A 25,188-nucleotide genomic window follows, 5' to 3' on the forward strand; every position below is an offset into this window, starting at 1 on the left:
AGCCGGCGCCACCGGTCCCGCAGCCCGTGCCGGCCGCCACCGCCCGCACGACCGTGCCGGTCCCGGCCAGCCCGAACGCGCGTACCGGCGACGTGTTGGACCCGCAACGGACCCGGCACACCGACCGCCGGCGTGGGGGCCGGGTCTGGCAGACGCTGATCGGCGGCGCCGCCGTGCTGCTGCTGCTCTCGCTCACCGGTCTGGCCGTCGCGGCGCTGCTCGACGAGCGCGCCACGACCCCGCCGGCCGGCCAGCCGACCCCGCAGCCGACGGTCGCGGAGAGCGTCGCGCCCAGCGGGTCCGACCTGGACTCCCGGGACACCGACCAGGCGGCGCTCACCGCCAAGGAGGTCTTCCCGGCCAAGAGCCTGACGGTCACCGACGGCAAGGGGGCCTACCGGGTGCTCAAGACCCAGGCGAGCGCCGACTGCGCGTCCGCCGCCACCGGCGAGATCGCCGACCTGCTCGTCCGGCTCGGCTGCAACCAGGTGGTACGGGGCACGCTCCGCTCCCCCGACGGCGACCACCTGCTCACCGCCGGCCTGTTCAACCTGACCGACGTGGCCAGCGCGCAGCGGGTACGCGACCGGATCCGGCCGCTGCTGGACGACCGGCAGGGCCGCTTCCGCGGCATGAAGGCGGGCGACGACACCGAGGCGGTGGAGAAGGCCGCCGCCCGGGTCGGCTGGCAGGTACGCGGTCACTACGTCGCCTACTGTCTGGTGACCCGCGCCGACGGTGAGCGCATCCCGACGGACGACGCGACCGCGCGCGAGATCATGTACGACCTGATCGAGCTGCACCTGAACCGGGGCGTCCTGGACCGCCGCGCCGCCGGCGGGACGGCCGGCCAGCCCACCGACGGCCCGACCGAGGACAGCGCCGGCCAACGCGGCTCGGACGACTGAACGCGGCACACCACGGCCCGTCACCCCACCGGGGGTGGCGGGCCGTTGCCGGTCCGCTCAGCCCTCGGCGACGGGCACCCGCAGCCGGCGGGTGAGGTCGGCGCGGCGGGCGTACTCGGCGGGGTCGGCCGGGTAGCCGACCTCGACCAGGGCCAGGCCGTGCGCCGGCGCCACGGTCACCTCGCTGGACCGCTCCCGGCGGCTCAGCAGGCCGGCCGGCCACTCGACCGGCCGCCGGCCGTCCCCGGCGACCAGCATGGCACCGACCAGGCTGCGCACCATGTTCTGGCAGAACGCGTCGGCCTGGACGGTGGCGACCAGGATCCCGTCCGGGTCGCGCCGCCAGTCCAGCCGGGTCACCTCGCGCAGCGTGGTGGCGTTCTCCTTGCGCCGGCAGTACGCGGCGAAGTCGTGCTCGCCCACCAGCCCGGCGGCGGCGGCGTTCAGGGCCGCCAGGTCCAGCGGCTTGGGCCAGGCCAGGGTGGCCCGGCGGCGCAGCGGCTCGGCGCCCCACGGCGCGTCGGTGACCCGGTACTCGTAGCGCCGGAAGGTGGCCGAGAACCGGGCGTCGAAGTCGGCCGGCACCTCGGTCATCGCGCGGACCCGGGCGTCCGGCGGCAGGAGGCGGGCCAACCGGCGCAGCAGCCGCCCGTCGTGCTCGTGCCACACCTCGGTCGGCAGGTCCAGGTGGCAGACCTGGCCGGTGGCGTGCACCCCGGCGTCGGTGCGTCCGGCCACGGTCAGGCCGGTCGCCGTGCCCGCACCGAGGACCAGGTCCAGGGCGTCCATGAGCACCCCGGCCACGGTGCGCCGGGTGGGCTGGGGCGCCCAGCCGGAGAAGTCCGTGCCGTCGTACGAGACGTCCAGCCGCAGCCGGGTCCGCTCGTTCACCTCGTACCTCCGTCGACGGCGTCGGGCCCGGCACCCCGCGAGGGGGTGCCGGGCCCGACGGTGCTGCCTGCGATCAGGCCTTGTCGTTCTCGGTGGCCTCGTCGCTGTCCTCACGGGCGGCGGCGGTGTCGCCCGACGCGGAGACCGGGGCCTCGGCGTCCTGGTCACCGGCGCTGGAGCGCGGGGCCTCCTCGGCCGGGGCCAGGGCCTCGACCTTGTCCTGCTGGGCGGCCTTGCGGGCGGCGGTCTTCTTGTTCGCCTTCGGCTCGGCGACCTGAAGCTCCTCCACCAGCTCGATGATCGCCATCGGAGCGGCGTCACCCTTGCGCGGGCCGGTCTTCACGATCCGGGTGTAGCCACCGTTGCGGTTGGCGTACCGGGGCGCGATCTGGTCGAACAGGGAGTAGACCACGTCCTTGTCCTTGACGACGCCCAGCACCCGCCGGCGCGAGGCGAGGTCGCCGCGCTTGGCCTTGGTGATGAGCTGCTCGGCCAGCGGACGCAGCCGCCGGGCCTTCGTCTCGGTGGTCTGGATCTTGCCGTGCTGGAACAGCGCGGTGGCCAGGTTGGCCAGCATCAGCCGCTCGTGCGCGGGGCTGCCGCCGAGGCGGGGGCCCTTGGTGGGCGTGGGCATGCTTGGTGCTCCTCAGGTGTGGCGGCAGCGCGGACTAGAGCTGCTCGGTCTCGCGGTAGTCGTCGGTGTCGTAGTCGGCCTCGCCGAAGGCGTCCACGACGTGCGCCGGGTCGAAGTTCGGAGCCGAGTCCTTCAGCCCCAGGCCCATCCCGGCGAGCTTCATCTTGACCTCGTCGATCGACTTCTGACCGAAGTTGCGGATGTCGAGAAGGTCGGCCTCGGTACGCCCGATCAGCTCACCAACGGAGTTGATGCCCTCGCGCTTGAGGCAGTTGTAGGAGCGGACGGTCAGGTCCAGCTCCTCGATCGGCAGAGCCAGGTCCGCCGCCAGCTGGGCGTCCTGCGGGGACGGCCCGATGTCGATGCCCTCGGCGGTCTCGTCCAGCTCGCGGGCGAGCCCGAACAGCTCCACCAGCGTCGAGCCGGCGGAGGCCAGCGCGGTACGCGGGCCCATCGACGGCTTGGTCTCGACGTCGATGATCAGCCGGTCGAAGTCGGTCCGCTGCTCGACCCGGGTCGCCTCGACGCGGTACGTCACCTTGAGCACCGGCGAGTAGATCGAGTCGACCGGGATCCGGCCGATCTCGGCGCCCGCCTGCTTGTTCTGCGCCGCCGTGACGTAGCCGCGACCCCGCTCGACGGTCAGCTCCATGTCGAGCCGGCCCTTGCCGTTGAGGGTGGCGAGCTTCAGGTCCGGGTTGTGCACCGAGACACCGGCCGGGGGCTGGATGTCACCGGCGGTCACGTCGCCCGGGCCCTGCTTGCGCAGGTACATGCTGACCGGCTCGTCGTGCTCGGAGCTGACGCACAGCTCCTTGATGTTCATGACGAGCTCGACCACGTCCTCCTTGACCCCGGGGATCGTGGTGAACTCGTGCAGCACACCGTCGATCTTGATCGAGGTGACCGCCGCGCCCGGGATGGACGACAGCAGCGTGCGCCGCAGCGAGTTGCCGAGCGTGTAGCCGAAGCCGGGCTCCAGCGGCTCGATGGTGAACCGGGAGCGGGTCTCGTTGATCGACTCTTCGGAGAGAGACGGTCGCTGGCTGATGAGCATCTTTTCTCTTCTCTTCCGGGGCGCCCGCTATTTGACGCCCACGACACAACTGTTCCGGTGGCCCGCCCCGGAGGGCGGGCCACCGCAACGAGCCCTTACTTGGAGTAGAGCTCGACGATCAGCTGCTCCTGGACCTGGGTGTCGATCACCTGGCGGGCCGGGAGCGAGTGCACGAGGACCTTCATCTGGCTGGGGATGGCCTCGAGCCACGCCGGAACGGTCTTGGAGCCGGCCTCGGCCTGCGCGACGATGAACGGGGTGAGCTCCTTGCTCTTGCCCCGGACCTCGATGATGTCGTGCTCCTTGACGCGGTACGACGGGATGTCGACCTTCTTGCCGTTCACCATGAAGTGGCCGTGCTTGACCAGCTGGCGGGCCATGTCCCGGGACTTGGCGTAGCCGGCCCGGTAGACCACGTTGTCCAGCCGCGACTCGAGGATCTGAAGGAGGACCTCACCGGTCTTCGCCTTCTTGCCCACGGCCTCTTCGTAGTAGCCGCGGAACTGCTTCTCGAGCACGCCGTAGACCCGACGGGCCTTCTGCTTCTCACGGAGCTGGAGCAGGTACTCCGTCTCCTTGGTCCGACCGCGGCCGTGCTGCCCGGGCGGGAACGGCCGGGACTCGAACGGGCACTTCGGACCATCGCACTTGCTGCCCTTGAGGAACAGCTTCATCTTCTCCCGCCGGCAACGGCGGCAGTCAGCACCGGTGTAACGAGCCATCTCTCTCTAACCTCTCAGACCCGGCGACGCTTCGGCGGACGGCACCCGTTGTGCGGCTGCGGGGTGACGTCGGAGATCTGCCCGACCTCCAGCCCAGCGGCCTGCAGCGAACGGATGGCGGTCTCCCGGCCGGAGCCGGGGCCCTTGACGAACACGTCGACCTTGCGCATGCCGTGCTCCATGGCCCGACGCGCGGCGGCCTCGGCGGCCAGCTGCGCGGCGAACGGGGTCGACTTGCGGGAGCCCTTGAAGCCCACCTGGCCGGACGAGGCCCAGGAGATGACCGCACCGGTCGGGTCCGTGATGGACACGATGGTGTTGTTGAAGGTGCTCTTGATGTGCGCCTGCCCGTGGGCGACGTTCTTGCGTTCCTTGCGCCGGACCTTCTTGACGGCGGCTCCGGCACGAGCCTTCGGTGGCATAAGTCTGTGCGCTCCTAGTTACTTCTTGCCGGGCTTCTTCTTGCCGGCCACGGTCCGCTTCGGGCCCTTCCGGGTCCGCGCGTTGGTCTTGGTGCGCTGGCCACGCACGGGCAGACCGCGACGGTGCCGGATACCGGCGTAGCAGCCGATCTCGACCTTGCGGCGGATGTCAGCGGCGACCTCGCGGCGCAGGTCGCCTTCAACCTTGTAGTTGCCCTCGATGTGGTTCCGGAGCTCGACGAGCTCCTCGTCCGTGAGGTCGCGAACGCGCTTGTCCGGCGAGATGCCGGTCGCGGCGAGCGTCTCCAGGGCGCGGGTGCGACCGACCCCGAAGATGTAGGTGAGCGCGATCTCCATCCGCTTCTCGCGGGGGAGATCCACGCCGACTAGACGTGCCATGTGCGGGCGTACTCCTCGTGATGTTGTGGCGGAGGTGTGGACCCGTCCCACCCCGCTGCCCGACCGTCCCTGTCCTTCCGGCGTTCGCACGCCGGCGACCGGGATCGGTCGCTGCCCGAGCGGGCCCCGGCCTCCGACCGGGGGTCAACCACGAGAGGTACGCGTTGCGCACCGTCCGCGGCTGGGACGAGCTGGTGATGTGTGGGGCGTCAGCCCTGGCGCTGCTTGTGGCGCGGGTCGGTGCAGATGACCATGACCCGGCCGTGCCGGCGGATCACCCGGCACTTGTTGCAGATCCTCTTGACGCTCGGCTTGACCTTCACGGTTGCCTTACTTCCCATCTGGCCCGGAGACGCGACGCAGCGCGACCCGGACGTCGAAGACGGACACGGGGACGTCCCGGCCGCCGTCAGGCTTACTTGTAGCGGTAGACGATGCGCCCGCGGGTCAGGTCGTACGGCGACAGTTCGACGACGACCCGGTCCTCCGGCAGGATGCGGATGTAGTGCTGCCGCATCTTGCCGCTGATGTGAGCCAGCACCTTGTGGCCGTTCGCGAGCTCCACCCGGAACATGGCGTTCGGCAGGGGCTCGATGACCCGACCCTCGATCTCGATGGCTCCGTCTTTTTTCGGCATGTACTCCGCTGTCCTGACGTCGGTTACTCCGGACGGCCCACAACGTCTTACACGGGTGAACTGACCAAGATCAGGTAACCCGCGCCAGCCGCGGCTCCGACTCCCACCGAAGCGCGGGGTGGGCATGGCGGAGTGGACGCTGTGCGCCGATCTGAAAGTGTACGCCCGCACGCGCACCGTCGCCAAACCGGCCGGCCGCCCGGTCCCCCTGACGGAGGATTTCCGGCGCATCTGTGACCAGCGGCACAGCTCGGGCGGGTCAGCGGCGGCGGTCGTGGCGCTTCCGGCCGTGGTCCACGCCGATCAGCCCGACCGACTGCATCAGCACCAGGCCGCCCCACGGCCCCAGCACCCAGAGCGGCCAGACGCCGGCCACGTGGCCGGTGGTGATCACACTGATCAGCCAGATCGGCAGCAGCACCGCGGCCACCCGCAGCCAGGGCATCCAGAGGTGGAGCAGCCGTGAACGGGCGTCCGAGCCGGCCGGCACCTCGACCCCGGTCGGGGCGGGCGCGCCCGCCTCCGGTGCGGGCGGCGGAGCCGGCGTGGCGGGCACCACGGCGGACCGCTCCGCCGGCGCCGGCCCCGGCAGGTCGGCCACCACCTCGTCGAGGTCGGCGTAGGTGCGGGCGCCGTAGGCGCGGGCCAGCCGCTCGTCGTACTCGTGCAGGCCGAGCCGCCCCTCCTCCAGCGCCACCCGGAGCCGCTCCGCCGTGGCCTCCCGGTCCCGGTCGGCCGCCCGCATCTGTCGCTGCCCGTCCATGACGGCAAGGATGCCACCGCGTCGCCACCGGACGGAACCGACGCCCGCCACGGAGCGTGACCGGGCTGGCAGAGAGGCATCGCCGCGCCGACATACCGCCTGGTCATGATCATGACCAGGCGGTATATCGGTGAAGTGACTACCCGCTAGTCGGAGAACCGCCGGGCCGCCCAGCCGAGCCGCCGACGGGTCAGCGGGCCGGGGAGTCCGCGGGCTGGCGGGCGGTGACCAGGTCGCCCAGGCGGGCCCGGCCGCCGTCCTCGGCGGTCAGCACCCAGACTCCGTCGTCCAGCAGCGCCATCGAGTGCTCGACGTGCACCGCCATCGAGCGGTCACGCGTCACCACGGTCCACCCGTCGGCCAGCTCGACCGTGCGCGGAGAGCCCATCGTGATCATCGGCTCGATGGCGAGCGCCAGGCCGGGCACCAGGCGCGGGCCCTTGCCGGGGCGCCCGTGGTTGAGCACGTGCGGGTCCTGGTGCATCTCGGTGCCGATGCCGTGGCCGCCGTAGCCGTCGACGATCCCGTACCGGCCGCCCTTGCGGACCGCGCTCTCCACCGCGTACGAGATGTCGGTGAGCCGGCCCTTGCCGGAGGCCGCACCGCGCGCCGCGGCGGCGATGCCGGCCCACATCGCGTCCTCGGCCACCTCGGCCATCCGCAGCAGCGCCGGGTCGACCTCACCCACCGCCACGGTGACGGCCGCGTCGCCGTGCCAGCCGTCGAGCACCGCGCCGCAGTCGATCGAGATCAGGTCGCCCTCGCGCAGCACCTGCTGAGCCGAGGGGATGGCGTGCACCACCTGCTCGTTGACCGAGGAGCAGATCGACGCCGGGAACCCGTGGTAGCCCTTGAACGACGGGACCGCCCCCGCCTCCCGGATGGTCGACTCGGCGATCGCGTCGAGGTCGGCCGTCGTCACGCCGGGGGCGACCGCCTCACGCATCCGGCGCAGGGCGCGGGCGACCACCAGACCGGCGGCCCGCATCAGCTCGATCTGCTCGGGGGTCTTCAGCTGGATGTCCAGCTGGGGACGGCGCATGGCGGTCTTACCTTTCGTCGCGCGTACGCGGAACAGCGGGGCACGTCGCGCGTACCCCGCCGTTCGTACTCTATCCGCCGGACGGCGGTGGGCCGTCAGCCGCCGTAGGAGCGCAGCGCGTCGATGGCGCGGACGGTGACGTCCTCCACCGGCCCGGTGGCGTCGATGCCGACCAGCTTGCCCTGGGCGCCGTAGTAGTCCACCAGCGGCGCGGTCTTCTCGGCGTACTCCCGCAGCCGGGCCGCGATGGTCTCCGGCTTGTCGTCGTCCCGCTGGAACAGCTCCGCACCGCAGCGGTCGCAGATGCCCTCGCGGGTGGTCGCGTCGAACTCGACGTGCCAGATCTTGCCGCAGCCGCGGCAGGTGCGCCGGCCGGACAGCCGCCGGATCACCTCGTCGTCGTCGACGACCAGCTCCAGCACCAGGTCCAGCGCGGACCCCAGGTCGGCGAGGAGCTTGTCCAGCTCGGCGGCCTGCGGCGTGGTGCGCGGGAACCCGTCGAGCAGGAAGCCCTCGCCGGCGTCCGGCTCGGCGAGCCGGTCGCGCACCATGTTGATGGTGACGTCGTCCGGGACCAGCTTGCCGGCGTCCATGTACCGCTTGGCCTCGACACCCAGGGGCGTGCCCTGGGTGACGTTGGCCCGGAAGATGTCACCGGTCGAGATCTTCGGCACCGAGAGGTGGGCGGCGATGAACTCCGCCTGTGTGCCCTTGCCCGCGCCCGGCGGGCCAACCAGAACGAGTCGCATCTACCGCAGGAACCCTTCGTAGTTCCGCTGCATGAGTTGGCTCTCGATCTGCTTCACGGTCTCCAGACCGACGCCGACCATGATGAGCACAGCGGTGCCGCCGAACGGGAAGTTCTGGAACTGCTGGTTGTCCAGCCAGATGAAGAAGAAGTTCGGCAGGATCGCGATGATGCCCAGGTAGAGCGCACCCGGCAGGGTGATCCGGCTGAGGATGAAGTCGAGGTACTCGGCGGTCGGCTTGCCGGGGCGGATGCCCGGCACGAAGCCGCCGTACTTCTTCATGTTGTCCGCGACCTCAGTCGGGTTGAACGTGATGGACACGTAGAAGTAGGTGAAGAAGATGATCAGCAGGAAGTAGATCGCGATGTGCTCCGGCGCGCTCGCCTTGACGATGTGGTTCTGGATCCACGCCTGGACCTTGCCCGGGTCGTTCGGATCGAAGAACTGGAGCGCGAGCTGCGGCAGGTAGAGCAGCGACGAGGCGAAGATGACCGGGATGACGCCGGCCTGGTTCACCTTGAGCGGGATGTAGGTGGACGTGCCGCCGTACATCCGCCGGCCGATCATGCGCTTGGCGTACTGCACCGGGATCCGGCGCTGCGCCTGCTCGATGAACGTGACCGCGGTGATGACCAGGAGCACCAGGGCGATGACGAGGAGGAACATCCCCCAGCCCTTGGTGGTCTTGATCTTCCAGCCCTCGCTGGGGAGGCGGGCCGCGATCGAGGTGAAGATCAGCACGGACATGCCGTTGCCGACGCCGCGGTCGGTGATCAGCTCGCCGAGCCACATCACCACGCCGGTGCCGGCGGTCATCGTCATGACCAGGATGGTCAGCGTCAGCCAGTCCGGGATGCCGGTGCCCTTGGGCACGATCGGGAACTGGTCGCACTGGTTGTTGAACAGCTGCCCGGAGCGGGCCAGCGCCACGAACGCCGAGGACTGGAGGATGCCCAGGCCCAGGGTCAGGTAGCGGGTGTACTGGGTGATCTTCGCCTGGCCGGCCTGGCCCTCCTTGCGGAGCTGCTCCAGCCGCGGGATCACCACCGTCAGCAGCTGCAGGATGATCGACGCGGTGATGTAGGGCATGATGCCCAGCGCGAAGACCGAGAGTTGGAGCAGCGCGCCGCCGGAGAAGAGATCCAGCAGGTTGAGCACGCCGGTGCTGCCCTGGATGGTGTCGAGGCACTTCTGCACGTTGCCGTACGAGACGCCCGGGCTGGGCAGCGTGGCGCCCAGCCGGTAGACCGCGATGATGCCTACTGTGAACAGCAGCTTCTTGCGCAGGTCAGGCGTACGGAACGCACTGAGAAAGGCGGACAGCAACTTCTTCCTCCTGCGCGACGCGGGCCGCCGGTGACGATCCCTGGCGGGGCGGGGTGGGTGCCGGGCGGAGCGCCCGGTATCCATGGCTGGGAACGGACTCTAACAGCCCGATCCCGGTCCGGGCAGATGCGCCCGGCTACATAAAACGAATCCGATGTTACCCGGCGCACACGTCGCCGGTAGACCATGGCGCCCGCCCAGTTGCGAACAACTGAGCGGGCGCCACGAACATGCCTTACAGCTCGGTGACCGAGCCACCGGCCGCGGTGATCTTCTCCTTGGCCGACGCGCTGAACGCGTGCGCCGACACCTGGAGGGAGACACCGCCGAGGTCGCCGGTGCCGAGCACCTTGACCGGGTGGCCCTTGCGGACCGCACCGGCCTCGGCCAGCTCGACGGGGCCGACCTGGCCGCCGTTCGGGAAGAGCTCGGCGAGCCGGTCCAGGTTGACCACCTGGAACACGACCTTGAACTTGTTCTTGAAGCCCTTCATCTTCGGCAGGCGCATGTGGATGGGCATCTGCCCACCCTCGAACGCCGCCGAGATGTTCTTCCGGGCCTTCGAACCCTTGGTACCGCGGCCGGCGGTCTTGCCCTTCGAGCCCTCACCGCGACCCACACGGGTCTTGTCGGTCTTGGCCCCGGGAGCCGGACGCAGGTGGTGCACCTTGATCGTCATTACTCGACCTCCTCGACCTTCACGAGGTGGTTGACCGTGAAGATCATGCCGCGGATCTCCGGCCGGTCCTCCTTGACCACCACGTCGTTGATCCGCTTGAGACCGAGAGAACGCAGCGAGTCACGCTGGTTCTTCTTGGTCCCGATCTCGGACCGGACCTGGGTGACCTTCAGGCGTGCCATCAGGACGCCACCCCCGCCCGCGACGCCAGCATGGCGGCCGGCGCGACGTCCTCGACCGGCAGACCACGACGCGCCGCGACCTGCTCGGGGGACTCGAGCCCCTTCAGGGCCGCCACGGTGGCGTGCACGATGTTGATCGGGTTGGACGAGCCGAGGCTCTTGGAGAGCACGTCGTGGATGCCCGCGCACTCCAGCACGGCGCGCACCGGACCGCCGGCGATGACACCCGTACCGGCCGAGGCCGGCTTGAGCAGCACCACACCGGCCGCGTCCTCACCCGTCACCGGGTGCGGGATCGACTGACCGATCCGCGGCACCTTGAAGAAGTGCTTCTTGGCCTCCTCGACACCCTTGGCGATCGCCGCGGGCACCTCCTTGGCCTTTCCGTAGCCCACACCGACGGTGCCGTCGCCGTCGCCCACGATCACCAGGGCGGTGAAGCTGAAGCGACGACCACCCTTCACGACCTTGGCGACGCGGTTGATCGCGACGACCCGCTCGAGGTGCGGGGTCTTCTCGACGGGCGCGTTTCCGCGGCCGCCCTCACGGCGGTTGTCGCGGCGACCACCCTCGTTGCCACCGGACCCGCCGCCACGGCGCTGTTGACCTGGCATCAGCAGCCTTCCTTCTCTCTCGTGACGGGGTTTCTAGAACTCGAGCCCGGCTTCGCGGGCGGCGTCGGCAAGCGCGGCGACCCGCCCCGCGTACCGGTTGCCACCGCGGTCGAAGACGACCTTCGAGACGCCGGCGGCCTTGGCACGCTCGGCGAGCAGGGCGCCGACCTTGCCGGCCAGGGCGCTCTTGTCGCCCTCGGCGCCGCGCAGCGAGGCGTCCATGGTCGAGGCCGACGCCAGGGTGTGACCCTTGGTGTCGTCGACGACCTGGGCGACCATGTGCCGCAGGGAGCGGGTGACGACCAGGCGGGGACGCTCGGCGGTGCCGTTGACGTTCTTGCGGACCCGGAAGTGCCGACGCGCACGCCCGACGGCACGCTTGGCGGCGACGCCGCGGCGGCGCTTGAGCAGCGTGGCGCTCACTTCTTACCTGCCTTTCCAGCCTTGCGGCGGATGACCTCGCCCTGGTACTTCACGCCCTTGCCCTTGTAGGGCTCCGGCGGGCGGATCTTCCGGATGTTGGCGGCGACCTCGCCGACCTGCTGCTTGTCGATGCCGGCCACGTGGAACAGGGTCGGCCGCTCCACCGTGAAGGTGATGCCGTCCGGCGCCGGCACGAGCACCGGGTGCGAGAACCCGAGCGCGAACTCCAGGTCCTTGCCCTTGGCGGTCACGCGGTAACCGGTGCCGGCGATCTCCAGGCTCTTGCGGTAGCCCTCGGTCACGCCGACGATCATGTTGGCCACCAGCGTACGGCTCAGGCCGTGCAGCTCCTTGGCCTTGCGCTCGTCGTTGGGCCGGTTGACGTGCAGCGCGCCGTCCTCGCCCCGCTCCGCCGTGATCGGCTCGGCCAGTACGTGGCTCAGCTCGCCCTTGGGGCCCTTGACCTTGACGGTCTGGCCGTCGATCGTGATGTCGACGCCGGATGGCACCGGGATCGACTTACGTCCAATACGCGACATTTCTACCTGTCTCCCGTTACCAGACGAAGGCGAGGACTTCCCCGCCAACGCTCCGCTTGCGGGCCTGCCGGTCGGTGAGCAGCCCCTGGGACGTCGAAATGATCGCCACGCCCAGCCCGCCGAGCACCCGCGGGAGCCCGTCCGACTTGGCGTACACCCGGAGACCGGGCTTGGACACGCGCTTGATGCCGGCCAGGCTCCGCTCGCGGTTCTGGCCGTACTTCAGCTCGACGACCAGTCGCTTGCCGACGGCGCCCTCCTCGGGCTCCTCGACCGACCAGGTGGCGATGTAACCCTCGGCCTTGAGGACCTCGGCGATGTTCGCCTTGATCTTCGAGTAGGGCATCGTCACCCGGTCGTGGTACGCCTGGTTGGCGTTACGCAGACGCGTGAGCATGTCTGCGATCGGGTCGGTCATCGTCATGAAAACTCGTCAACCTTTCTCGCCGGGGTTCCCCGGGCCAGGCCCGGGGCCTACGGCGAAGAGACAGTTCAGCTGACGCGCCGGAGCGCGCCGGGCTATTACCAGGAAGCCTTGGACACGCCGGGCAGCTCACCGCGGTGGGCCATCTCCCGGATGCACACCCGGCAGAGACCGAACTTGCGGTAGACCGCCTTCGGACGCCCGCACCGCTGGCAGCGGGTGTACGCGCGAACCGAGAACTTCGGCTTCGCGGCCGCCTTGAGGATCAGCGCCTTCTTGGCCATCTCAGTTCTCCTTGAACGGGAAGCCCAGGAGCTTGAGCAGCGCCCGGCCCTCGTCGTCGGTCGTGGCGGTCGTGACCACCGTGATGTCCATGCCCCGCTGGCGATCGATCTTGTCCTGGTCGATCTCGTGGAACACCGACTGCTCGGTCAGACCGAACGTGTAGTTGCCGTGCCCGTCGAGCTTGCGCCCGTCCAGACCGCGGAAGTCACGGATACGCGGCAGCGCGATCGACAGCAGCCGGTCCAGGAACTCCCACATCCGGTCGCCGCGGAGGGTGACCTTCGCGCCGATCGGCATGCCCTCGCGGAGCTTGAACTGCGCGATGGACTTGGTCGCCCGCCGGACCAGCGGCTTCTGACCGGTGATCGTGGCGAGGTCGCGGACCGCGCCGTCGATCAGCTTGGCGTCCCGAGCGGCCTCGCCGACACCCATGTTGACGACGATCTTGACCAGGCCGGGCACCTGCATGGGGTTGCCGTAGGCGTACTGCTCCTGCAGCTTCGCCACGACCTCGTTGCGGTACCGCTCCTTGAGGCGCGGCAGGGTCTTGGTTTCGGTAGCCGTGGTCATCACAGGTCCTTACCGGTGCTACGCGCGATGCGGACCTTCTGGCCGTTGTCGTCGATCCGGTAGCCGATGCGGGTCGGCTTGCCGTCGGAGTCCAGGACCATCACGTTCGAGACGTGGATCGGGGCCTCCTGGGTGACGATGCCACCGGTCTTGGCGCCACGCTGGGTGGTGCTGATGCGGGTGTGCTTCTTGACCCGGTTCACGCCCTCGACCAGGACCTTGTCCTGCCGCGGGTAGGCCGCGATGACCTTGCCCTTGGCACCCTTGTCCTTGCCGGCGATGACGACGACCGTGTCGCCCTTCTTGACCTTCACGGTCACAACACCTCCGGCGCGAGAGAGATGATCTTCATGAACCGCTTGTCCCGCAGCTCGCGGCCCACCGGGCCGAAGATACGGGTACCGCGCGGGTCCCCACCGTCCTTGATGATGACGGCGGCGTTCTCGTCGAAGCGGATGTACGACCCGTCCGGCCGCCGCTTCTCCTTGGCGGTCCGAACGACGACGGCCTTGACGACGTCGCCCTTCTTCACACCGGCACCGGGGATCGCGTCCTTGACCGTGGCCACGATGACGTCGCCGATGCTCGCGTAGCGCCGACCGGAGCCACCGAGAACCCGGATGCACAGGATCTCCCGGGCACCCGTGTTGTCGGCGACGCGCAGTCGCGACTCCTGCTGAATCACGTCTATCTCCTATGTCTGCCGGTTCTCCGGCCGCCGGGGGCGGCCGGAGCCTGGCGGAACCTGCGCCCGACCGATACCGGCCGAGCTCGAGCCTTCGCTACTTGGCCTTCTCGAGGATCTCCACGAGCCGCCACCGCTTGGTGGCGGAGAGCGGCCGGGTCTCCATGATCAGGACCCGGTCGCCGATGCCGGCCGAGTTCTGCTCGTCGTGCACCTTCAGCTTGCTCGTACGGCGCATGATCTTGCCGTACAGGGCGTGCTTGACCCGGTCCTCGACCTCGACCACGACGGTCTTGTCCATCTTGTCGCTGACCACGAGGCCCTCGCGCACCTTGCGGCGGGACCGCGCGGCGGCGGTGGTGGTGTTCTCACTCATGATGCAGTCACCTCAGTCGGCGCGGCCGAGAGACCCAGCTCACGCTCACGCATGATCGTGTAGATCCGGGCGATCTCCCGACGGATGACCTGCAGCCGCCGGTTGTTGTCCAGCTGCCCGGTTGCGGCCTGCACGCGGAGGTTGAACAGCTCCGCCTTGGCCTCACGCAGCTTCGTGACCAGCTCCTCCTCGGAGAGCTCACGCAGCTCGGAAGGCTTGACGCCCGCTGCCATCAGGATTCACCCACTTCGCGCGTAACAATGCGGCACTTCATCGGGAGCTTGTGGATCGCGCGACGCATCGCCTCTCGCGCGATCTGCTCGTTGGGGAAGGACATCTCGAAGAGAACCCGCCCCGGCTTGACGTTGGCGACCCACCACTCGGGCGAACCCTTACCGGAACCCATCCGGGTCTCGGCCGGCTTCTTGGTGAGGGCCTGGTCCGGGAAGATCGTGATCCAGACCTTGCCACCACGCTTGATGTGGCGGGTCATCGCGATACGCGCCGACTCGATCTGGCGGTTCGTCACGTACGCCGGCTCGAGAGCCTGGATCCCGAACTCGCCGAACACCACCCGGTTACCACCCTTGGACGCGCCGTGGCGGTCCGGGTGGTGCGGCTTGCGGAAGCCCTTCGGGGGCTTGCGCGGCATCAGCATCTGTCAGCCCTCCTGCTGCTGTTCTGCCGGCTGGTTCGGAGCCGAGGCGGCGGCGGCGACAGCGCTGCTGTCGACCGGCTCACCGGCCGGCGTCTCCGCCTGCTGCGCGATGGTGGTCGCGGCAGCGCGCCCGGCCTCGGTGCCACCGGCGGTCGTACCCGACGAGCCCGACCGACCACGGCGCGGCCGGTCCGGCCGGTCGCCACGGTCACGGCGCGGGCCGCGCGACGGGGCGGCCTCGGCCGGGGCCTCGCGGCCCGGGACGGCGTCGCCCTTGTAGATCCAGACCTTCACGCCGATCCGGCCGAAGGTGGTACGGGCCTCGAAGAAGCCGTACTCGATGTTGGCCCGCAGCGTGTGCAGCGGGACCCGGCCCTCGCGGTAGAACTCGGTCCGGCTCATCTCGGCGCCGCCGAGACGGCCCGAGACCTGGACCCGGATGCCCTTGCAGACCGGGTTCTTCATCGCGGACTGCATCGCCTTGCGCATGGCCCGACGGAAGCTGACCCGGCTGGACAGCTGCTCGGCGACGCCCTGGGCGACCAGCTGCGCGTCCGACTCGGGGCTCTTCACCTCGATGATGTTCAGCTGGACCTGCTTGCCGGTGAGCTTCTCCAGCTCGCCGCGGATCCGGTCGGCCTCCGCACCCTTACGGCCGATGACGATGCCCGGCCGGGCGGTGTGGATGTCGACGCGGACCCGGTCGCGGGTGCGCTCGATGTCGACCTTGGAGATGCCGGCACGCTCGAGGCCCTTGGACATCATCCGGCGGATCTTGACGTCCTCGCCGATGTAGTCCTTGTAGAGCTTGTCCGCGAACCAGCGGGACTTCCAGTCGGTCGAGATGCCGAGCCGGAACCCAGTGGGGTGAACCTTCTGACCCATTACTCGGCACCCTCCGTCGTGCTCTGCCCCTCAGCGGCCGGCTTGGCCGCAGCGGCCTTCTTCGCCGACTTCTTCGGCGCGGCCGGCGCCACCGCCTCGACCGCCACGGTGATGTGGCAGGTCCGCTTGCGGATCCGGTACGCCCGGCCCTGCGCCCGCGGCCGGAACCGCTTCATCGTCGGGCCCTCGTCGACGAACGCCTCGCTGACGAGCAGCGCGTCGGGGTCCAGCCGCTCGTTGTTCTCCGCGTTGGCGATCGCGCTCGCGAGCACCTTGTACACCTGCTCGCTCGCAGCCTGCGGCGCGAACTGCAGCACCGTGAGCGCCTCCTTCGCGGGCAGGCCGCGGACGAGGTTGACCACCCGGCGCGCCTTCATCGGCGAGATGCGCACGTGCCGCGCAACCGCCCGCGCGCCCGGAAGCACCGGAGCGTCGCCCTTTCCTGGCATCGCTGTAACCCCTTGTTCCTCTATCCGTATGCCCGCGGCGTCAGCGCCGGCGGCTCTTCCGGTCGTCCTTCTCGTGACCCTTGAACGTGCGGGTCAGCGCGAACTCGCCGAGCTTGTGCCCGACCATGGCCTCGGTCACGAAGACCGGGACGTGCTTGCGTCCGTCGTGCACGGCGATCGTGTGACCCAGCATCTCCGGGATGATCGTCGAGCGCCGCGACCAGGTCTTGATGACGTTCTTCGAGCCCTTGTCGTTCTGCGTCTCCACCTTCTTGAGCAGGTGGTCGTCGACGAACGGGCCCTTCTTCAGGCTGCGAGGCATGTCTTATCTCCCTCAGCCGCGCTTACGCGTGGCGTAGCGGCGGCGGACGATCAGCCGGTCGCTCGGCTGGCCCTTACGACGGGTGCGGCCCTCGGGCTTACCCTGCGGGTTGACCGGGTGGCGACCACCGGAGGTCTTACCCTCACCACCACCGTGCGGGTGGTCGACGGGGTTCATCGCGACACCACGGACGGTCGGGCGCTTGCCCTTCCACCGCATGCGGCCGGCCTTGCCCCAGTTGATGTTCGACTGGTCGGCGTTGCCGATCTCGCCGATGCTGGCGCGGCAGCGCACGTCCACCCGCCGGATCTCGCCGGACGGCATACGCAGGGTCGCGTACGCGCCCTCCCGGCCGAGCAGCTGGATGCCGACGCCGGCCGAGCGGGCCAGCTTGGCGCCGCCGCCCGGACGCAGCTCCACGTTGTGGATGGTGGTACCGACCGGGATGTTGCGCAGCGGCAGGTTGTTGCCCGGCTTGATGTCGGCGCCCGGGCCCGACTCCACGGCGTCGCCCTGCTTCAGGTCCTTCGGCGCGAGGATGTAGCGCTTCTCGCCGTCGGCGTAGTGCAGCAGCGCGATGCGCGCGGTGCGGTTCGGGTCGTACTCGATGTGCGCGACCTTCGCCGGCACGCCGTCCTTGTCGACCCGCTTGAAGTCGATCAGGCGGTACTGGCGCTTGTGGCCGCCGCCGTGGTGCCGCGTGGTGATCCGGCCGTGGGCGTTGCGTCCGCCCTTCTTCGGCAGCGGAGCCAGCAGCGACTTCTCGGGCGTCGACCGGGTGATCTCGGCGAAGTCGGCAACGCTCGAGCCACGCCGGCCCGGCGTCGTCGGCTTGTACTTACGGATAGCCATTGTCTACACCCCTCAGCTGACCGGGCCGCCGAAGGCCTCGATACGGTCTCCGTCAGCCAGCTTCACGATCGCCCGCTTGGTGGACTTGCGCTGACCGAAGCCGGTCTTGGTGCGCTTGCGCTTGCCCTCACGGTTGAGCGTGTTGACCGTCAGGACGCGGACGTTGAAGATCTGCTGGATAGCGATCTTGATCTCGGTCTTGTTCGCGTCCGGGTGCACCAGGAAGGTGTACCAGTTGCGGTTCAGCTCGCTGTAGCTCTTCTCCGAGACGACCGGAGCGACGATGATGTCGCGCGGATCGGCGATCGTGCTCACTTGCCACCCTCCTCGGTGGTCTCGGCGGGAACGCCCAGGAACTCGTCCAGGGCCTCCTTGGTGAAGACCACGTCGTCGGCCACCAGCACGTCGTACGTGTTGAGCTGGCCGGCCTCGATCAGGTGCACCCGGCTGTCCCGCGCGTTGCGCAGGTTCCGCAGCGACACCCAGTTCAACTCGTCGGTGCTGCTCAGCACGACGAGGACCCGACGGGCCGAGGTCAGCTTCGTCAGCGTGGCCAGGGCCGCCTTGGTCGACGGCTTCTCGCCCGAGACGAACGCCTCGACGACGTGCACCTGGCCGGCGCGGGCCCGGTCCGAGAGGGCGCCACGCAGGGCGGCGGCCTTCATCTTCTTCGGGGTGCGCTGGCTGTAGTCGCGCGGCACCGGGCCGTGGACCACGCCACCGCCGGCGAACTGCGGCGCGCGGGTCGAACCCTGGCGGGCACGACCGGTGCCCTTCTGCTTGTACGGCTTCTTGCCTCCACCGGAGACCTCGCCGCGGGTCTTGGTCTTGTGCGTGCCCTGTCGGGCCGCCGCGAGCTGAGCCACCACGACCTGGTGCATCAGCGCGATGTTCGCCTGCGCGTCGAAGATGTCGGCCGGCAGCTCGACGGAGCCGCTCTTGCCGCCTTCGACGTTGAGGACGTCAACGGTGGTCACTTGGCCGCACCGCCCTTCTTCACCTTCGCCTTGGCCGCGGTGCGGACCAGGACCAGCGCGCCCTTGGGGCCGGGAATGGCGCCACGGACGAGCAGGAGGTTGTTCTCGGTGTCGACCGCCTGGACGGTCAGGTTCTGGACGGTGTAGCGCACGCCACCCATCCGGCCCGCCATCCGCGTGCCCTTGAAGACGCGACCCGGGGTCGCGCAGGCGCCGATGGAGCCGGGCGAGCGGTGCTTGCGCTCGACACCGTGGCTGGCGCGCAGACCGTGGAAGCCGTGCCGCTTCATCGGGCCGGCGTAGCCCTTGCCCTTGGTCTTGCCGGTCACGTCGATCACGGCGCCGGCCGGGAACTCCTCGACCGTGACCTCCTGGCCGGCGGAGTAGTCCGCGGCGTCCGAGGTGCGCAGCTCGACGATGTGCCGGCGCGGCGCGACGTCCGCCTTGGCGTAGTGCCCGGCGATCGGCTTCTTGACCTTGCGCGGGTCGATGGCCCCGTACGCCAGCTGGACCGCGGAGTAACCGTCCTTGTCGGCGCTACGAACCTGGCTCACGACGCACGGGCCGGCCTGCACCACGGTCACGGGGACGACCTTGTTGTTGTCCCAGACCTGGGTCATGCCGAGCTTGGCGCCCAGGATCCCCTTGACTTGCCTGTCCATTTGATCGATCCCTACAGCTTGATCTCGATGTCGACGCCAGCCGGCAGGTCGAGGCGCATGAGCGAGTCGACCGTCTTCGGGGTCGGGTCGATGATGTCGATCAGACGCTTGTGCGTGCGCATCTCGAAGTGCTCGCGCGAGTCCTTGTACTTGTGCGGCGAGCGGATGACGCAGAAACGGTTGATCTCCGTGGGCAGCGGCACCGGGCCAGCGACCTGCGCCCCGGTACGCGTCACCGTCTCGACGATCTTCCGAGCCGAGGAGTCGACGACCTCGTGGTCATAGGCCTTGAGCCGGATGCGGATCTTCTGTCCCGCCATGGTGGCTTCTGTTCCTTCTCTCGATGCCGCTGTGTTGCGGGCGCCTGTACCGGCTGGTACAGGCCCACTTCCGCCGACCCCCGCGGTCGGGCGTGTCGCGCCCGTGGGCCAGGCTCCGCCCCGGGACTCCGGAGCGATTCTCTGACCACGCGGTGGGTCATGGCGCCGATCGCAATACCACGACCTGGACGCCGCGCGAGGGTGGTTGACCGCCGATGGCGGTCAACCACCCAACGCGAGACAGTCTGACTCCCGGAGGTCCAGCGTCAACCGGACGCGGGCGACCGACCGTCGTTACGCAACCTGACTAGTATGCCGCACGACCGGCGGCGACGCTAATCGGGGTTACCCAGCTCACTTGATGATCTTGGTGACGCGACCCGCGCCGACCGTACGACCACCCTCGCGAATCGCGAACTTCAGGTTCTCCTCCATGGCGATGGGCTGGATCAGCTTCACCGTCATCGAGGTGTTGTCGCCCGGCATGACCATCTCGGTGCCCTCGGGCAGCGTGACGACGCCGGTGACGTCCGTGGTCCGGAAGTAGAACTGCGGACGGTAGTTCTGGAAGAACGGGGTGTGGCGGCCACCCTCCTCCTTGGAGAGGATGTAGACCGTCGCCTCGAACTCCGTGTGCGGGGTCGTGGTGCCCGGCTTGATGACGACCATGCCGCGCTCGACGTCCTCGCGCTTGATGCCGCGCAGCAGCAGGCCGACGTTCTCGCCCGCGCGGGCCTCGTCGAGCAGCTTGCGGAACATCTCGATGCCGGTGCAGGTGGTCTTCATCGACTTCTCGCGGATGCCGACGATCTCCACCTCCTCGTTCGGCTTGAGGATGCCGCGCTCGGCGCGACCGGTCACCACGGTGCCACGGCCGGTGATCGTGAAGACGTCCTCGATGGGCATGAGGAACGGCTTCTCGGTCTCGCGCTCCGGCTGCGGGATCGCGGTGTCCACGGCGTTCATCAGGTCCATGAGCTTCCCGGTCCACTCCGGGTCGCCCTCGAGGGCCTTCAGCGCCGAGACCCGGACGACCGGCAGGTCGTCACCCGGGTACTCCTGCGAGGAGAGCAGCTCGCGGACCTCGAGCTCGACGAGCTCCAGGAGCTCCTCGTCGTCGACCATGTCGCTCTTGTTGAGCGCCACGACGATGTACGGCACGCCGACCTGACGGGCCAGCAGCACGTGCTCGCGGGTCTGCGGCATCGGGCCGTCGGTCGCCGCCACCACCAGGATCGCGCCGTCCATCTGGGCGGCACCGGTGATCATGTTCTTGATGTAGTCGGCGTGACCGGGGCAGTCGACGTGCGCGTAGTGACGCGCCTCGGTCTGGTACTCGACGTGCGCGATGGAGATCGTGATGCCGCGGGCCTTCTCCTCCGGCGCCTTGTCGATCTCGTCGAACGGCGTGTACGGGTTCAGGTCCGGGAACTGGTCGTGCAGGACCTTGGTGATGGCCGCCGTCAGCGTCGTCTTACCGTGGTCGATGTGACCAATGGTGCCGATGTTGACGTGCGGCTTAGTCCGCTCGAACTTCGCCTTCGCCACTGGTGTCCTCCTGTGGACTTTCTTGGTTCGTTCGCCCCGGTGCGCCGGTCGGCGCTTAGGACTCTGTCGACAGCCTTTCCGGCCTGACGGCCGGAGAGCCTTTGTGGGTTCTGCGGCGATGAAGCCTACAGGCCCGGAATCACACAACCCGACCGAGGTGGCCGCGGGCGGGAGAACCCTCCCGCGACCAGCCCCGGATCACCGGGTCGACGTCAGGTGAGTGTCACTCACCCGTCGCCTTGGCGATGATCTCCTTCGCCACGCTCTGCGGAACCTCGGCGTAGGAGTCGAACTGCATGCTGTAGCTAGCCCGGCCCTGGGTCTTCGACCGCAGGTCGCCGACGTAGCCGAACATCTCCGACAGCGGCACCAGAGCCCGGACGACGCGAGCGCCGCTGCGCTCCTCCATCGCCTGGATGATGCCGCGACGGGAGTTGAGGTCGCCGATGACGTCACCCATGTTCTCCTCAGGAGTGGTGACCTCAACAGCCATCATCGGCTCGAGCAGTGCGGGGTCGGCCTTGCGGGCCGCCTCCTTCATCACCATCGAACCGGCGATCTTGAACGCCATCTCGGACGAGTCGACCTCGTGGTACTGCCCGTCCAGCAGCGTCAGCTTGACACCCACCAGCGGGAAGCCGGCGAGAATGCCGTACTGCATCGCGTCCTGGGCGCCCGCGTCCACCGACGGGATGAACTCCCGGGGGATGCGACCACCGGTAACGGCGTTCGCGAACTCGTAGGTCGGCGAGTCGTTGCCCATGGGCAGCGGCTCGAGGCTCACGATCACGCGGGCGTACTGGCCGGAACCACCGGTCTGCTTCTTGTGGGTGTACTCGGCCTTCTCCACCGTGCGGCGGATGGTCTCACGGTACGCCACCTGCGGCTTGCCGATGTTCGCCTCGACGTTGAACTCGCGACGCATCCGGTCCACCAGGATGTCCAGGTGGAGCTCGCCCATGCCGGAGATGACCGTCTGACCGGTCTGGTCGTCCAGCTTGACGCGGAAGGTCGGGTCCTCCTCGGCCAGCCGCTGGATGGCGGTGCTGAGCTTCTCCTGGTCGGCCTTGGTCTTCGGCTCGATGGCCACCTCGATGACCGGCTCCGGGAAGGTCATCGACTCGAGGATGACCGGGTTCGCCGGGTCGCACAGGGTGTCACCGGTGGTGGTCTGCTTCAGACCCTGGACCGCGATGATGTCGCCGGCCTTGGCGGAGCCGCGCTCCTCCCGCTTGTTGGCGTGCATCTGGTAGATCTTGCCGATGCGCTCCTTGCGGTCCTTGGTGGAGTTGACCACCTGGGACCCGGACTCGACCACGCCGGAGTAGACCCGGACGTAGGTGAGCTTGCCGAGGTGCTTGTCGGTCTGGATCTTGAACGCCAGGCCGGAGAACGGCTCGGACGGCGACGGCTTCCGCTGCATCGGCGTCTCGCCGTCGGTCGCCGTACCCTCGATCGCCGGAACGTCCAGCGGCGACGGCAGGTAGTCGATGACGGCGTCGAGCATGGGCTGCACGCCCTTGTTCTTGAACGCCGAGCCGCAGAGGACCGGGTTGGCCTTGCTGGCGATGGTGGCCCGACGGATGGCGGCCTTGATCTCCTCGACGGAGATCTCCTCGCCCTCCAGGTACTTCTCCATCACCGCGTCGTCGACGTCGGCCAGGGTCTCCATCAGCTTCTCGCGCCACTCCGCCGCGGAGTCGGCCAGCTCGGCCGGGATCTCCTCGATGGCGTAGTCCTCACCCTTCTGGGTCTCCCCGCGCCAGGTGAGGGCGCGCATGCCGACCAGGTCGACGACACCGATGTGGTCGCCCTCCAGGCCGATCGGGATCTGGAGCACCAGCGGGGTGGCGTTCAGCCGGTCGATCATCATCTGCACGCAGCGGAAGAAGTCCGCGCCGGTGCGGTCGAGCTTGTTGACGAAGCACATCCGCGGGACGTGGTACTTGTCGGCCTGGCGCCAGACGTTCTCGGTCTGCGGCTCCACACCGGCCACGCCGTCGTACACCGCGACCGCACCGTCCAGAACACGCAGCGACCGCTCCACCTCGACCGTGAAGTCGACGTGGCCGGGCGTGTCGATGATCTGGATCGTGTGGCCCTTCCACTCGCACTTGGTGGCGGCGGAAGTGATGGTGATACCGCGCTCCTGCTCCTGCTCCATCCAGTCCATGACGGCGGCGCCCTCGTGGACCTCACCGATCTTGTACGTGATGCCGGTGTAGAACAGGATTCGCTCGGTGGTAGTGGTCTTACCGGCATCGATGTGCGCCATGATGCCGATGTTGCGTACGTTGGCGAGCGCGTCTGCGGCGGCCACTTCAATCCCTACTTATCGTCGTCTCGACACAACTGGTGGCGGTTCCGGCGCCCGGGGGCGCCGGAACCTCAGGTGTTACCAGCGGTAGTGCGCGAAGGCCTTGTTGGACTCGGCCATCTTGTGCGTGTCCTCGCGCCGCTTGACGGCGGCACCGAGGCCGTTGCTCGCGTCCAGCAGCTCGTTCATCAGCCGCTCGACCATGGTCTTCTCGCGCCGCGCCCGGGAGTAGGTCACCAGCCAGCGCAGACCGAGAGTGGTCGCGCGGGCCGGCCGGACCTCGACCGGGACCTGGTAGGTGGCGCCACCGACACGACGGCTGCGCACCTCGAGGGTCGGCTTCACGTTGTCCATCGCGCGCTTGAGCGTGACGACGGGGTCGGTGCCGGACTTCTCGCGGCAGCCCTCCAGGGCGGCGTACACGATGCGCTCGGCGAGCTGACGCTTGCCGCGCAGCAGGATCTTGTTCACCAGCTGGGTGACCAGCGGCGAGTTGTACACCGGGTCAGCGACCAGCGGCTTCCGCGGAGCGGGTCCCTTACGCGGCATGTCAGCTCTTCTCCTTCTTCGCGCCGTAACGGCTGCGAGCCTGCTTGCGGTTGCGGACACCCTGGGTGTCCAGCGAGCCGCGAACGATCTTGTACCGCACGCCGGGGAGGTCCTTCACACGGCCGCCACGCACGAGCACGATCGAGTGCTCCTGCAGGTTGTGGCCGACGCCCGGGATGTAGGCGGTCACCTCGATCTGGCTGCTGAGCTTGACACGAGCGACCTTGCGCAGCGCCGAGTTCGGCTTCTTCGGGGTGGTGGTGTACACGCGGGTGCACACGCCGCGCCGCTGGGGAGACCCCTTGAGCGCCGGGGTCTTGGTCTTGGTCGTCTTGGCCTGACGGCCCTTTCGGACCAGCTGCTGAATGGTGGGCACCGGGTTTCTCCGCTCCCTTCGGCCGCTGCGAGGCGACCGCGCCGTCTGCTCTAGCCGGCCTGATGGACGGCTCTCCTACATTGCAACCAGGGCCACCTGACGGAGGTCCCAGCACCCGCGGTCGGGCGTGTCGCCCGAGTCACGGTCCCGGTGCGCTCGCTCGCGCGGCGTACCGGATCTTTGGGTCTGTGGCGGTGCGACCGTGGATTGACCGGCTGACCGGTTCCAGCGCACGCACGCATTGCCCGGGCGAGCCCGGGCACAAGGGGAAAGAGTACCTACCACAGCCGCGCCGGTCAAAACGGATCGGTCCGGGGGAACCGCGTCGCAGCCCCGCCGGTCGACGTCCGGGTCGCCGGTGCGCCCCTGATGGGCACCTACGATGACAAGTGTACCGGCTCGTCCCGCGCGCGGCCCGTCGCCCCCGGCAGCGCCCCGCTTCCGGAGACCGGGACATACCGGCCGCGCCCGGTCATCGGCCCCGAACGACGCGCCGACGACGTCACGTGATCTGCACCACCAGGGCGAGCGCCAGCCCGACCAGGCTCAGCAGCAGGCCGGCGGCGCCGCAGCTGAGCCCGGCCACTGCCAGTCCCCCACCGGTGAACCGGACCGCCGGCGGCGGGGCCGGACGCCGGATCTGCCGGCGCGCCAGCAGCCAGGCCACGATCGCGCCGACCCCGGCCAGCCCGCCGAGCAGGGTGAACGCGCCGGCGGCCCAGGCGCCGCCGTAGTCCGGCCCCGCGACGCCGAAGCAGAAGACCAGCAGCGACACCAGGATCGAGCCGATGCCGGTGACAAGCGAACCGATCGCCAGTCCGGAGGTGACCGGGGGCACGTCGAGATGGACCACGCCGAACGGCGTGCCCGGGACCGCTTCGACCCGCTTCGGCGGCCGGGGCGCCTCACGCGGGGGCGGCGGCAGCGCCGGCCCGCCCGGGCCCCA

The 25,188-nt window shown here is 69.2% G+C and carries 39 protein-coding genes; 1 reads left to right on the plus strand and 38 read right to left on the minus strand.

The annotated features are described in order from the left end of the window. A partial coding sequence (locus HUW36_RS05685) for a hypothetical protein (RefSeq protein WP_174527156.1) occupies positions 1-908 on the plus strand: 908 nt, incomplete at its 5' end. 57 nt (positions 909-965) lie between these two features. Here the strand turns inward: HUW36_RS05685 and truA are convergent. From truA to HUW36_RS05875, 38 genes are all read right to left on the minus strand, one after another. Further along, a complete protein-coding gene (truA, locus tag HUW36_RS05690) occupies positions 966-1,799 on the minus strand; it encodes a tRNA pseudouridine(38-40) synthase TruA (RefSeq protein ID WP_174527157.1) in 834 nt (277 codons plus the stop codon). Positions 1,800-1,872: 73 nt separating this feature from the next. Further along, positions 1,873-2,433, minus strand: a complete 561-nt coding sequence (gene rplQ / locus HUW36_RS05695; RefSeq protein WP_174527158.1) for a 50S ribosomal protein L17 — start codon at positions 2,431-2,433, stop codon at positions 1,873-1,875. Positions 2,434-2,467: 34 nt separating this feature from the next. Continuing rightward, entirely contained in the window at positions 2,468-3,490 is a 1,023-nt protein-coding gene (locus tag HUW36_RS05700; RefSeq protein ID WP_007073009.1) for a DNA-directed RNA polymerase subunit alpha, read from the minus strand. Between the two features lie 95 nt (positions 3,491-3,585). Next, a complete protein-coding gene (gene rpsD, locus HUW36_RS05705; RefSeq protein ID WP_091570104.1) occupies positions 3,586-4,212 on the minus strand; it encodes a 30S ribosomal protein S4 in 627 nt (208 codons plus the stop codon). Positions 4,213-4,226: 14 nt separating this feature from the next. After that, complete coding sequence (gene rpsK, locus HUW36_RS05710; RefSeq protein WP_014440747.1) at positions 4,227-4,634, minus strand: 30S ribosomal protein S11; 408 nt, start codon at positions 4,632-4,634, stop codon at positions 4,227-4,229. Positions 4,635-4,652: 18 nt separating this feature from the next. Next, on the minus strand, positions 4,653-5,033 hold the full coding sequence (gene rpsM / locus HUW36_RS05715; protein WP_013288614.1) for a 30S ribosomal protein S13: 381 nt from the start codon (positions 5,031-5,033) through the stop codon (positions 4,653-4,655). A 209-nt stretch (positions 5,034-5,242) separates the two neighbouring features. Then, positions 5,243-5,356 (minus strand): 50S ribosomal protein L36, encoded by a 114-nt coding sequence (gene rpmJ, locus HUW36_RS05720; protein WP_012184307.1) that lies wholly within the window; start codon positions 5,354-5,356, stop codon positions 5,243-5,245. 92 nt (positions 5,357-5,448) lie between these two features. Beyond that, a complete protein-coding gene (infA, locus tag HUW36_RS05725) occupies positions 5,449-5,670 on the minus strand; it encodes a translation initiation factor IF-1 (protein WP_007073013.1) in 222 nt (73 codons plus the stop codon). A gap of 259 nt (positions 5,671-5,929) precedes the next feature. Further along, on the minus strand, positions 5,930-6,433 hold the full coding sequence (locus HUW36_RS05730; protein WP_246247898.1) for a DUF1707 SHOCT-like domain-containing protein: 504 nt from the start codon (positions 6,431-6,433) through the stop codon (positions 5,930-5,932). Positions 6,434-6,623: 190 nt separating this feature from the next. After that, positions 6,624-7,475, minus strand: coding sequence for a type I methionyl aminopeptidase (gene map / locus HUW36_RS05735; protein WP_174527159.1), 852 nt, complete (start codon positions 7,473-7,475; stop codon positions 6,624-6,626). A 95-nt stretch (positions 7,476-7,570) separates the two neighbouring features. Next, a complete protein-coding gene (locus tag HUW36_RS05740) occupies positions 7,571-8,224 on the minus strand; it encodes an adenylate kinase (RefSeq protein ID WP_091570097.1) in 654 nt (217 codons plus the stop codon). Further along, positions 8,225-9,550 carry a preprotein translocase subunit SecY gene (gene secY / locus HUW36_RS05745; protein ID WP_091570092.1) on the minus strand — a complete coding sequence of 442 codons (1,326 nt, stop codon included), beginning with the start codon at positions 9,548-9,550 and terminating at the stop codon, positions 8,225-8,227. It abuts the gene before it with no gap. A 235-nt stretch (positions 9,551-9,785) separates the two neighbouring features. Continuing rightward, positions 9,786-10,229 (minus strand): 50S ribosomal protein L15, encoded by a 444-nt coding sequence (gene rplO / locus HUW36_RS05750; protein WP_174527160.1) that lies wholly within the window; start codon positions 10,227-10,229, stop codon positions 9,786-9,788. Further along, a complete protein-coding gene (rpmD, locus tag HUW36_RS05755; protein ID WP_013473693.1) occupies positions 10,229-10,411 on the minus strand; it encodes a 50S ribosomal protein L30 in 183 nt (60 codons plus the stop codon). Before rpmD ends, rplO begins: the two co-directional genes overlap by 1 nt. Then, entirely contained in the window at positions 10,411-11,025 is a 615-nt protein-coding gene (gene rpsE / locus HUW36_RS05760) for a 30S ribosomal protein S5 (RefSeq protein ID WP_013288621.1), read from the minus strand. The genes rpmD and rpsE overlap by 1 nt, the downstream gene beginning before the upstream one ends. A 33-nt stretch (positions 11,026-11,058) precedes the next feature. Beyond that, positions 11,059-11,448 carry a 50S ribosomal protein L18 gene (rplR, locus tag HUW36_RS05765; RefSeq protein WP_091570085.1) on the minus strand — a complete coding sequence of 130 codons (390 nt, stop codon included), beginning with the start codon at positions 11,446-11,448 and terminating at the stop codon, positions 11,059-11,061. Further along, complete coding sequence (gene rplF / locus HUW36_RS05770) at positions 11,445-11,987, minus strand: 50S ribosomal protein L6 (RefSeq protein WP_098747838.1); 543 nt, start codon at positions 11,985-11,987, stop codon at positions 11,445-11,447. The genes rplR and rplF overlap by 4 nt, the downstream gene beginning before the upstream one ends. A 16-nt stretch (positions 11,988-12,003) precedes the next feature. Further along, a complete protein-coding gene (gene rpsH, locus HUW36_RS05775) occupies positions 12,004-12,411 on the minus strand; it encodes a 30S ribosomal protein S8 (RefSeq protein WP_013288624.1) in 408 nt (135 codons plus the stop codon). 98 nt (positions 12,412-12,509) lie between these two features. Next, positions 12,510-12,695 carry a type Z 30S ribosomal protein S14 gene (locus tag HUW36_RS05780; protein ID WP_007073023.1) on the minus strand — a complete coding sequence of 62 codons (186 nt, stop codon included), beginning with the start codon at positions 12,693-12,695 and terminating at the stop codon, positions 12,510-12,512. A 1-nt stretch (position 12,696) separates the two neighbouring features. Continuing rightward, a complete protein-coding gene (gene rplE / locus HUW36_RS05785) occupies positions 12,697-13,266 on the minus strand; it encodes a 50S ribosomal protein L5 (protein WP_091065804.1) in 570 nt (189 codons plus the stop codon). Further along, the gene (gene rplX, locus HUW36_RS05790) at positions 13,266-13,586 is read right to left on the minus strand and encodes a 50S ribosomal protein L24 (RefSeq protein WP_172836497.1); all 321 of its coding nucleotides are present in this window, start codon (positions 13,584-13,586) and stop codon (positions 13,266-13,268) included. The genes rplE and rplX overlap by 1 nt, the downstream gene beginning before the upstream one ends. Continuing rightward, the gene (gene rplN / locus HUW36_RS05795) at positions 13,583-13,951 is read right to left on the minus strand and encodes a 50S ribosomal protein L14 (protein WP_007073026.1); all 369 of its coding nucleotides are present in this window, start codon (positions 13,949-13,951) and stop codon (positions 13,583-13,585) included. Before rplN ends, rplX begins: the two co-directional genes overlap by 4 nt. A 97-nt stretch (positions 13,952-14,048) precedes the next feature. Continuing rightward, the gene (rpsQ, locus tag HUW36_RS05800; protein ID WP_098747837.1) at positions 14,049-14,327 is read right to left on the minus strand and encodes a 30S ribosomal protein S17; all 279 of its coding nucleotides are present in this window, start codon (positions 14,325-14,327) and stop codon (positions 14,049-14,051) included. Then, positions 14,324-14,560, minus strand: a complete 237-nt coding sequence (gene rpmC / locus HUW36_RS05805; RefSeq protein WP_013288628.1) for a 50S ribosomal protein L29 — start codon at positions 14,558-14,560, stop codon at positions 14,324-14,326. Before rpmC ends, rpsQ begins: the two co-directional genes overlap by 4 nt. Then, positions 14,560-14,985 (minus strand): 50S ribosomal protein L16, encoded by a 426-nt coding sequence (gene rplP / locus HUW36_RS05810; RefSeq protein WP_073834927.1) that lies wholly within the window; start codon positions 14,983-14,985, stop codon positions 14,560-14,562. The genes rpmC and rplP overlap by 1 nt, the downstream gene beginning before the upstream one ends. A gap of 3 nt (positions 14,986-14,988) precedes the next feature. Beyond that, positions 14,989-15,870 (minus strand): 30S ribosomal protein S3, encoded by an 882-nt coding sequence (rpsC, locus tag HUW36_RS05815; protein ID WP_091570073.1) that lies wholly within the window; start codon positions 15,868-15,870, stop codon positions 14,989-14,991. Further along, on the minus strand, positions 15,870-16,319 hold the full coding sequence (gene rplV / locus HUW36_RS05820) for a 50S ribosomal protein L22 (protein ID WP_174527161.1): 450 nt from the start codon (positions 16,317-16,319) through the stop codon (positions 15,870-15,872). The genes rpsC and rplV overlap by 1 nt, the downstream gene beginning before the upstream one ends. Before the next feature lie 40 nt (positions 16,320-16,359). Then, on the minus strand, positions 16,360-16,641 hold the full coding sequence (gene rpsS / locus HUW36_RS05825; protein WP_007073032.1) for a 30S ribosomal protein S19: 282 nt from the start codon (positions 16,639-16,641) through the stop codon (positions 16,360-16,362). 12 nt (positions 16,642-16,653) lie between these two features. Further along, positions 16,654-17,493 (minus strand): 50S ribosomal protein L2, encoded by an 840-nt coding sequence (gene rplB / locus HUW36_RS05830; protein ID WP_091570064.1) that lies wholly within the window; start codon positions 17,491-17,493, stop codon positions 16,654-16,656. Positions 17,494-17,505: 12 nt separating this feature from the next. Next, positions 17,506-17,808, minus strand: coding sequence for a 50S ribosomal protein L23 (gene rplW, locus HUW36_RS05835; RefSeq protein WP_091317975.1), 303 nt, complete (start codon positions 17,806-17,808; stop codon positions 17,506-17,508). Next, a complete protein-coding gene (rplD, locus tag HUW36_RS05840) occupies positions 17,805-18,470 on the minus strand; it encodes a 50S ribosomal protein L4 (protein ID WP_174527162.1) in 666 nt (221 codons plus the stop codon). The genes rplW and rplD overlap by 4 nt, the downstream gene beginning before the upstream one ends. Continuing rightward, positions 18,467-19,132, minus strand: coding sequence for a 50S ribosomal protein L3 (gene rplC / locus HUW36_RS05845; RefSeq protein ID WP_174527163.1), 666 nt, complete (start codon positions 19,130-19,132; stop codon positions 18,467-18,469). The genes rplD and rplC overlap by 4 nt, the downstream gene beginning before the upstream one ends. A gap of 11 nt (positions 19,133-19,143) precedes the next feature. Continuing rightward, entirely contained in the window at positions 19,144-19,452 is a 309-nt protein-coding gene (gene rpsJ / locus HUW36_RS05850) for a 30S ribosomal protein S10 (protein WP_007073037.1), read from the minus strand. 354 nt (positions 19,453-19,806) lie between these two features. Beyond that, positions 19,807-21,000 (minus strand): elongation factor Tu, encoded by a 1,194-nt coding sequence (gene tuf / locus HUW36_RS05855; protein WP_174527164.1) that lies wholly within the window; start codon positions 20,998-21,000, stop codon positions 19,807-19,809. Between the two features lie 223 nt (positions 21,001-21,223). Next, positions 21,224-23,320, minus strand: coding sequence for an elongation factor G (gene fusA, locus HUW36_RS05860; RefSeq protein ID WP_091570045.1), 2,097 nt, complete (start codon positions 23,318-23,320; stop codon positions 21,224-21,226). 75 nt (positions 23,321-23,395) lie between these two features. Continuing rightward, positions 23,396-23,866: a 30S ribosomal protein S7 gene (gene rpsG / locus HUW36_RS05865; protein ID WP_013735957.1), complete on the minus strand. Its 471-nt coding sequence runs from the start codon at positions 23,864-23,866 to the stop codon at positions 23,396-23,398. Position 23,867: 1 nt separating this feature from the next. After that, positions 23,868-24,242, minus strand: a complete 375-nt coding sequence (gene rpsL / locus HUW36_RS05870; RefSeq protein ID WP_007465318.1) for a 30S ribosomal protein S12 — start codon at positions 24,240-24,242, stop codon at positions 23,868-23,870. 502 nt (positions 24,243-24,744) lie between these two features. Further along, positions 24,745-25,167 (minus strand): hypothetical protein, encoded by a 423-nt coding sequence (locus tag HUW36_RS05875; protein WP_174527166.1) that lies wholly within the window; start codon positions 25,165-25,167, stop codon positions 24,745-24,747. Positions 25,168-25,188: the final 21 nt, after the last annotated feature.

It is taken from the genome of Micromonospora maritima, from assembly GCF_902825405.1.
GTDB classification, from domain to species: domain Bacteria; phylum Actinomycetota; class Actinomycetes; order Mycobacteriales; family Micromonosporaceae; genus Micromonospora; species Micromonospora maritima.

Coding starts and splice junctions, on each gene's coding strand:
- rplQ (WP_174527158.1), bottom strand. CDS start 2,433: ATGCCCACGCCCACCAAGGGCCCCCGCCTCGGCGGCAGCCCCGCGCAC.
- HUW36_RS05700 (WP_007073009.1), bottom strand. CDS start 3,490: ATGCTCATCAGCCAGCGACCGTCTCTCTCCGAAGAGTCGATCAACGAG.
- rpsD (WP_091570104.1), bottom strand. CDS start 4,212: ATGGCTCGTTACACCGGTGCTGACTGCCGCCGTTGCCGGCGGGAGAAG.
- rpsK (WP_014440747.1), bottom strand. CDS start 4,634: ATGCCACCGAAGGCTCGTGCCGGAGCCGCCGTCAAGAAGGTCCGGCGC.
- rpsM (WP_013288614.1), bottom strand. CDS start 5,033: ATGGCACGTCTAGTCGGCGTGGATCTCCCCCGCGAGAAGCGGATGGAG.
- infA (WP_007073013.1), bottom strand. CDS start 5,670: ATGCCGAAAAAAGACGGAGCCATCGAGATCGAGGGTCGGGTCATCGAG.
- HUW36_RS05730 (WP_246247898.1), bottom strand. CDS start 6,433: ATGGACGGGCAGCGACAGATGCGGGCGGCCGACCGGGACCGGGAGGCC.
- map (WP_174527159.1), bottom strand. CDS start 7,475: ATGCGCCGTCCCCAGCTGGACATCCAGCTGAAGACCCCCGAGCAGATC.
- HUW36_RS05740 (WP_091570097.1), bottom strand. CDS start 8,224: ATGCGACTCGTTCTGGTTGGCCCGCCGGGCGCGGGCAAGGGCACACAG.
- rplO (WP_174527160.1), bottom strand. CDS start 10,229: ATGACGATCAAGGTGCACCACCTGCGTCCGGCTCCCGGGGCCAAGACC.
- rpmD (WP_013473693.1), bottom strand. CDS start 10,411: ATGGCACGCCTGAAGGTCACCCAGGTCCGGTCCGAGATCGGGACCAAG.
- rpsE (WP_013288621.1), bottom strand. CDS start 11,025: ATGCCAGGTCAACAGCGCCGTGGCGGCGGGTCCGGTGGCAACGAGGGT.
- rplF (WP_098747838.1), bottom strand. CDS start 11,987: ATGTCGCGTATTGGACGTAAGTCGATCCCGGTGCCATCCGGCGTCGAC.
- rpsH (WP_013288624.1), bottom strand. CDS start 12,411: ATGACGATGACCGACCCGATCGCAGACATGCTCACGCGTCTGCGTAAC.
- HUW36_RS05780 (WP_007073023.1), bottom strand. CDS start 12,695: ATGGCCAAGAAGGCGCTGATCCTCAAGGCGGCCGCGAAGCCGAAGTTC.
- rplE (WP_091065804.1), bottom strand. CDS start 13,266: ATGACCACGGCTACCGAAACCAAGACCCTGCCGCGCCTCAAGGAGCGG.
- rpsQ (WP_098747837.1), bottom strand. CDS start 14,327: ATGAGTGAGAACACCACCACCGCCGCCGCGCGGTCCCGCCGCAAGGTG.
- rpmC (WP_013288628.1), bottom strand. CDS start 14,560: ATGGCAGCGGGCGTCAAGCCTTCCGAGCTGCGTGAGCTCTCCGAGGAG.
- rplP (WP_073834927.1), bottom strand. CDS start 14,985: ATGCTGATGCCGCGCAAGCCCCCGAAGGGCTTCCGCAAGCCGCACCAC.
- rpsC (WP_091570073.1), bottom strand. CDS start 15,870: ATGGGTCAGAAGGTTCACCCCACTGGGTTCCGGCTCGGCATCTCGACC.
- rplV (WP_174527161.1), bottom strand. CDS start 16,319: ATGCCAGGAAAGGGCGACGCTCCGGTGCTTCCGGGCGCGCGGGCGGTT.
- rpsS (WP_007073032.1), bottom strand. CDS start 16,641: ATGCCTCGCAGCCTGAAGAAGGGCCCGTTCGTCGACGACCACCTGCTC.
- rplB (WP_091570064.1), bottom strand. CDS start 17,493: ATGGCTATCCGTAAGTACAAGCCGACGACGCCGGGCCGGCGTGGCTCG.
- rplC (WP_174527163.1), bottom strand. CDS start 19,132: ATGGACAGGCAAGTCAAGGGGATCCTGGGCGCCAAGCTCGGCATGACC.
- rpsJ (WP_007073037.1), bottom strand. CDS start 19,452: ATGGCGGGACAGAAGATCCGCATCCGGCTCAAGGCCTATGACCACGAG.
- rpsG (WP_013735957.1), bottom strand. CDS start 23,866: ATGCCGCGTAAGGGACCCGCTCCGCGGAAGCCGCTGGTCGCTGACCCG.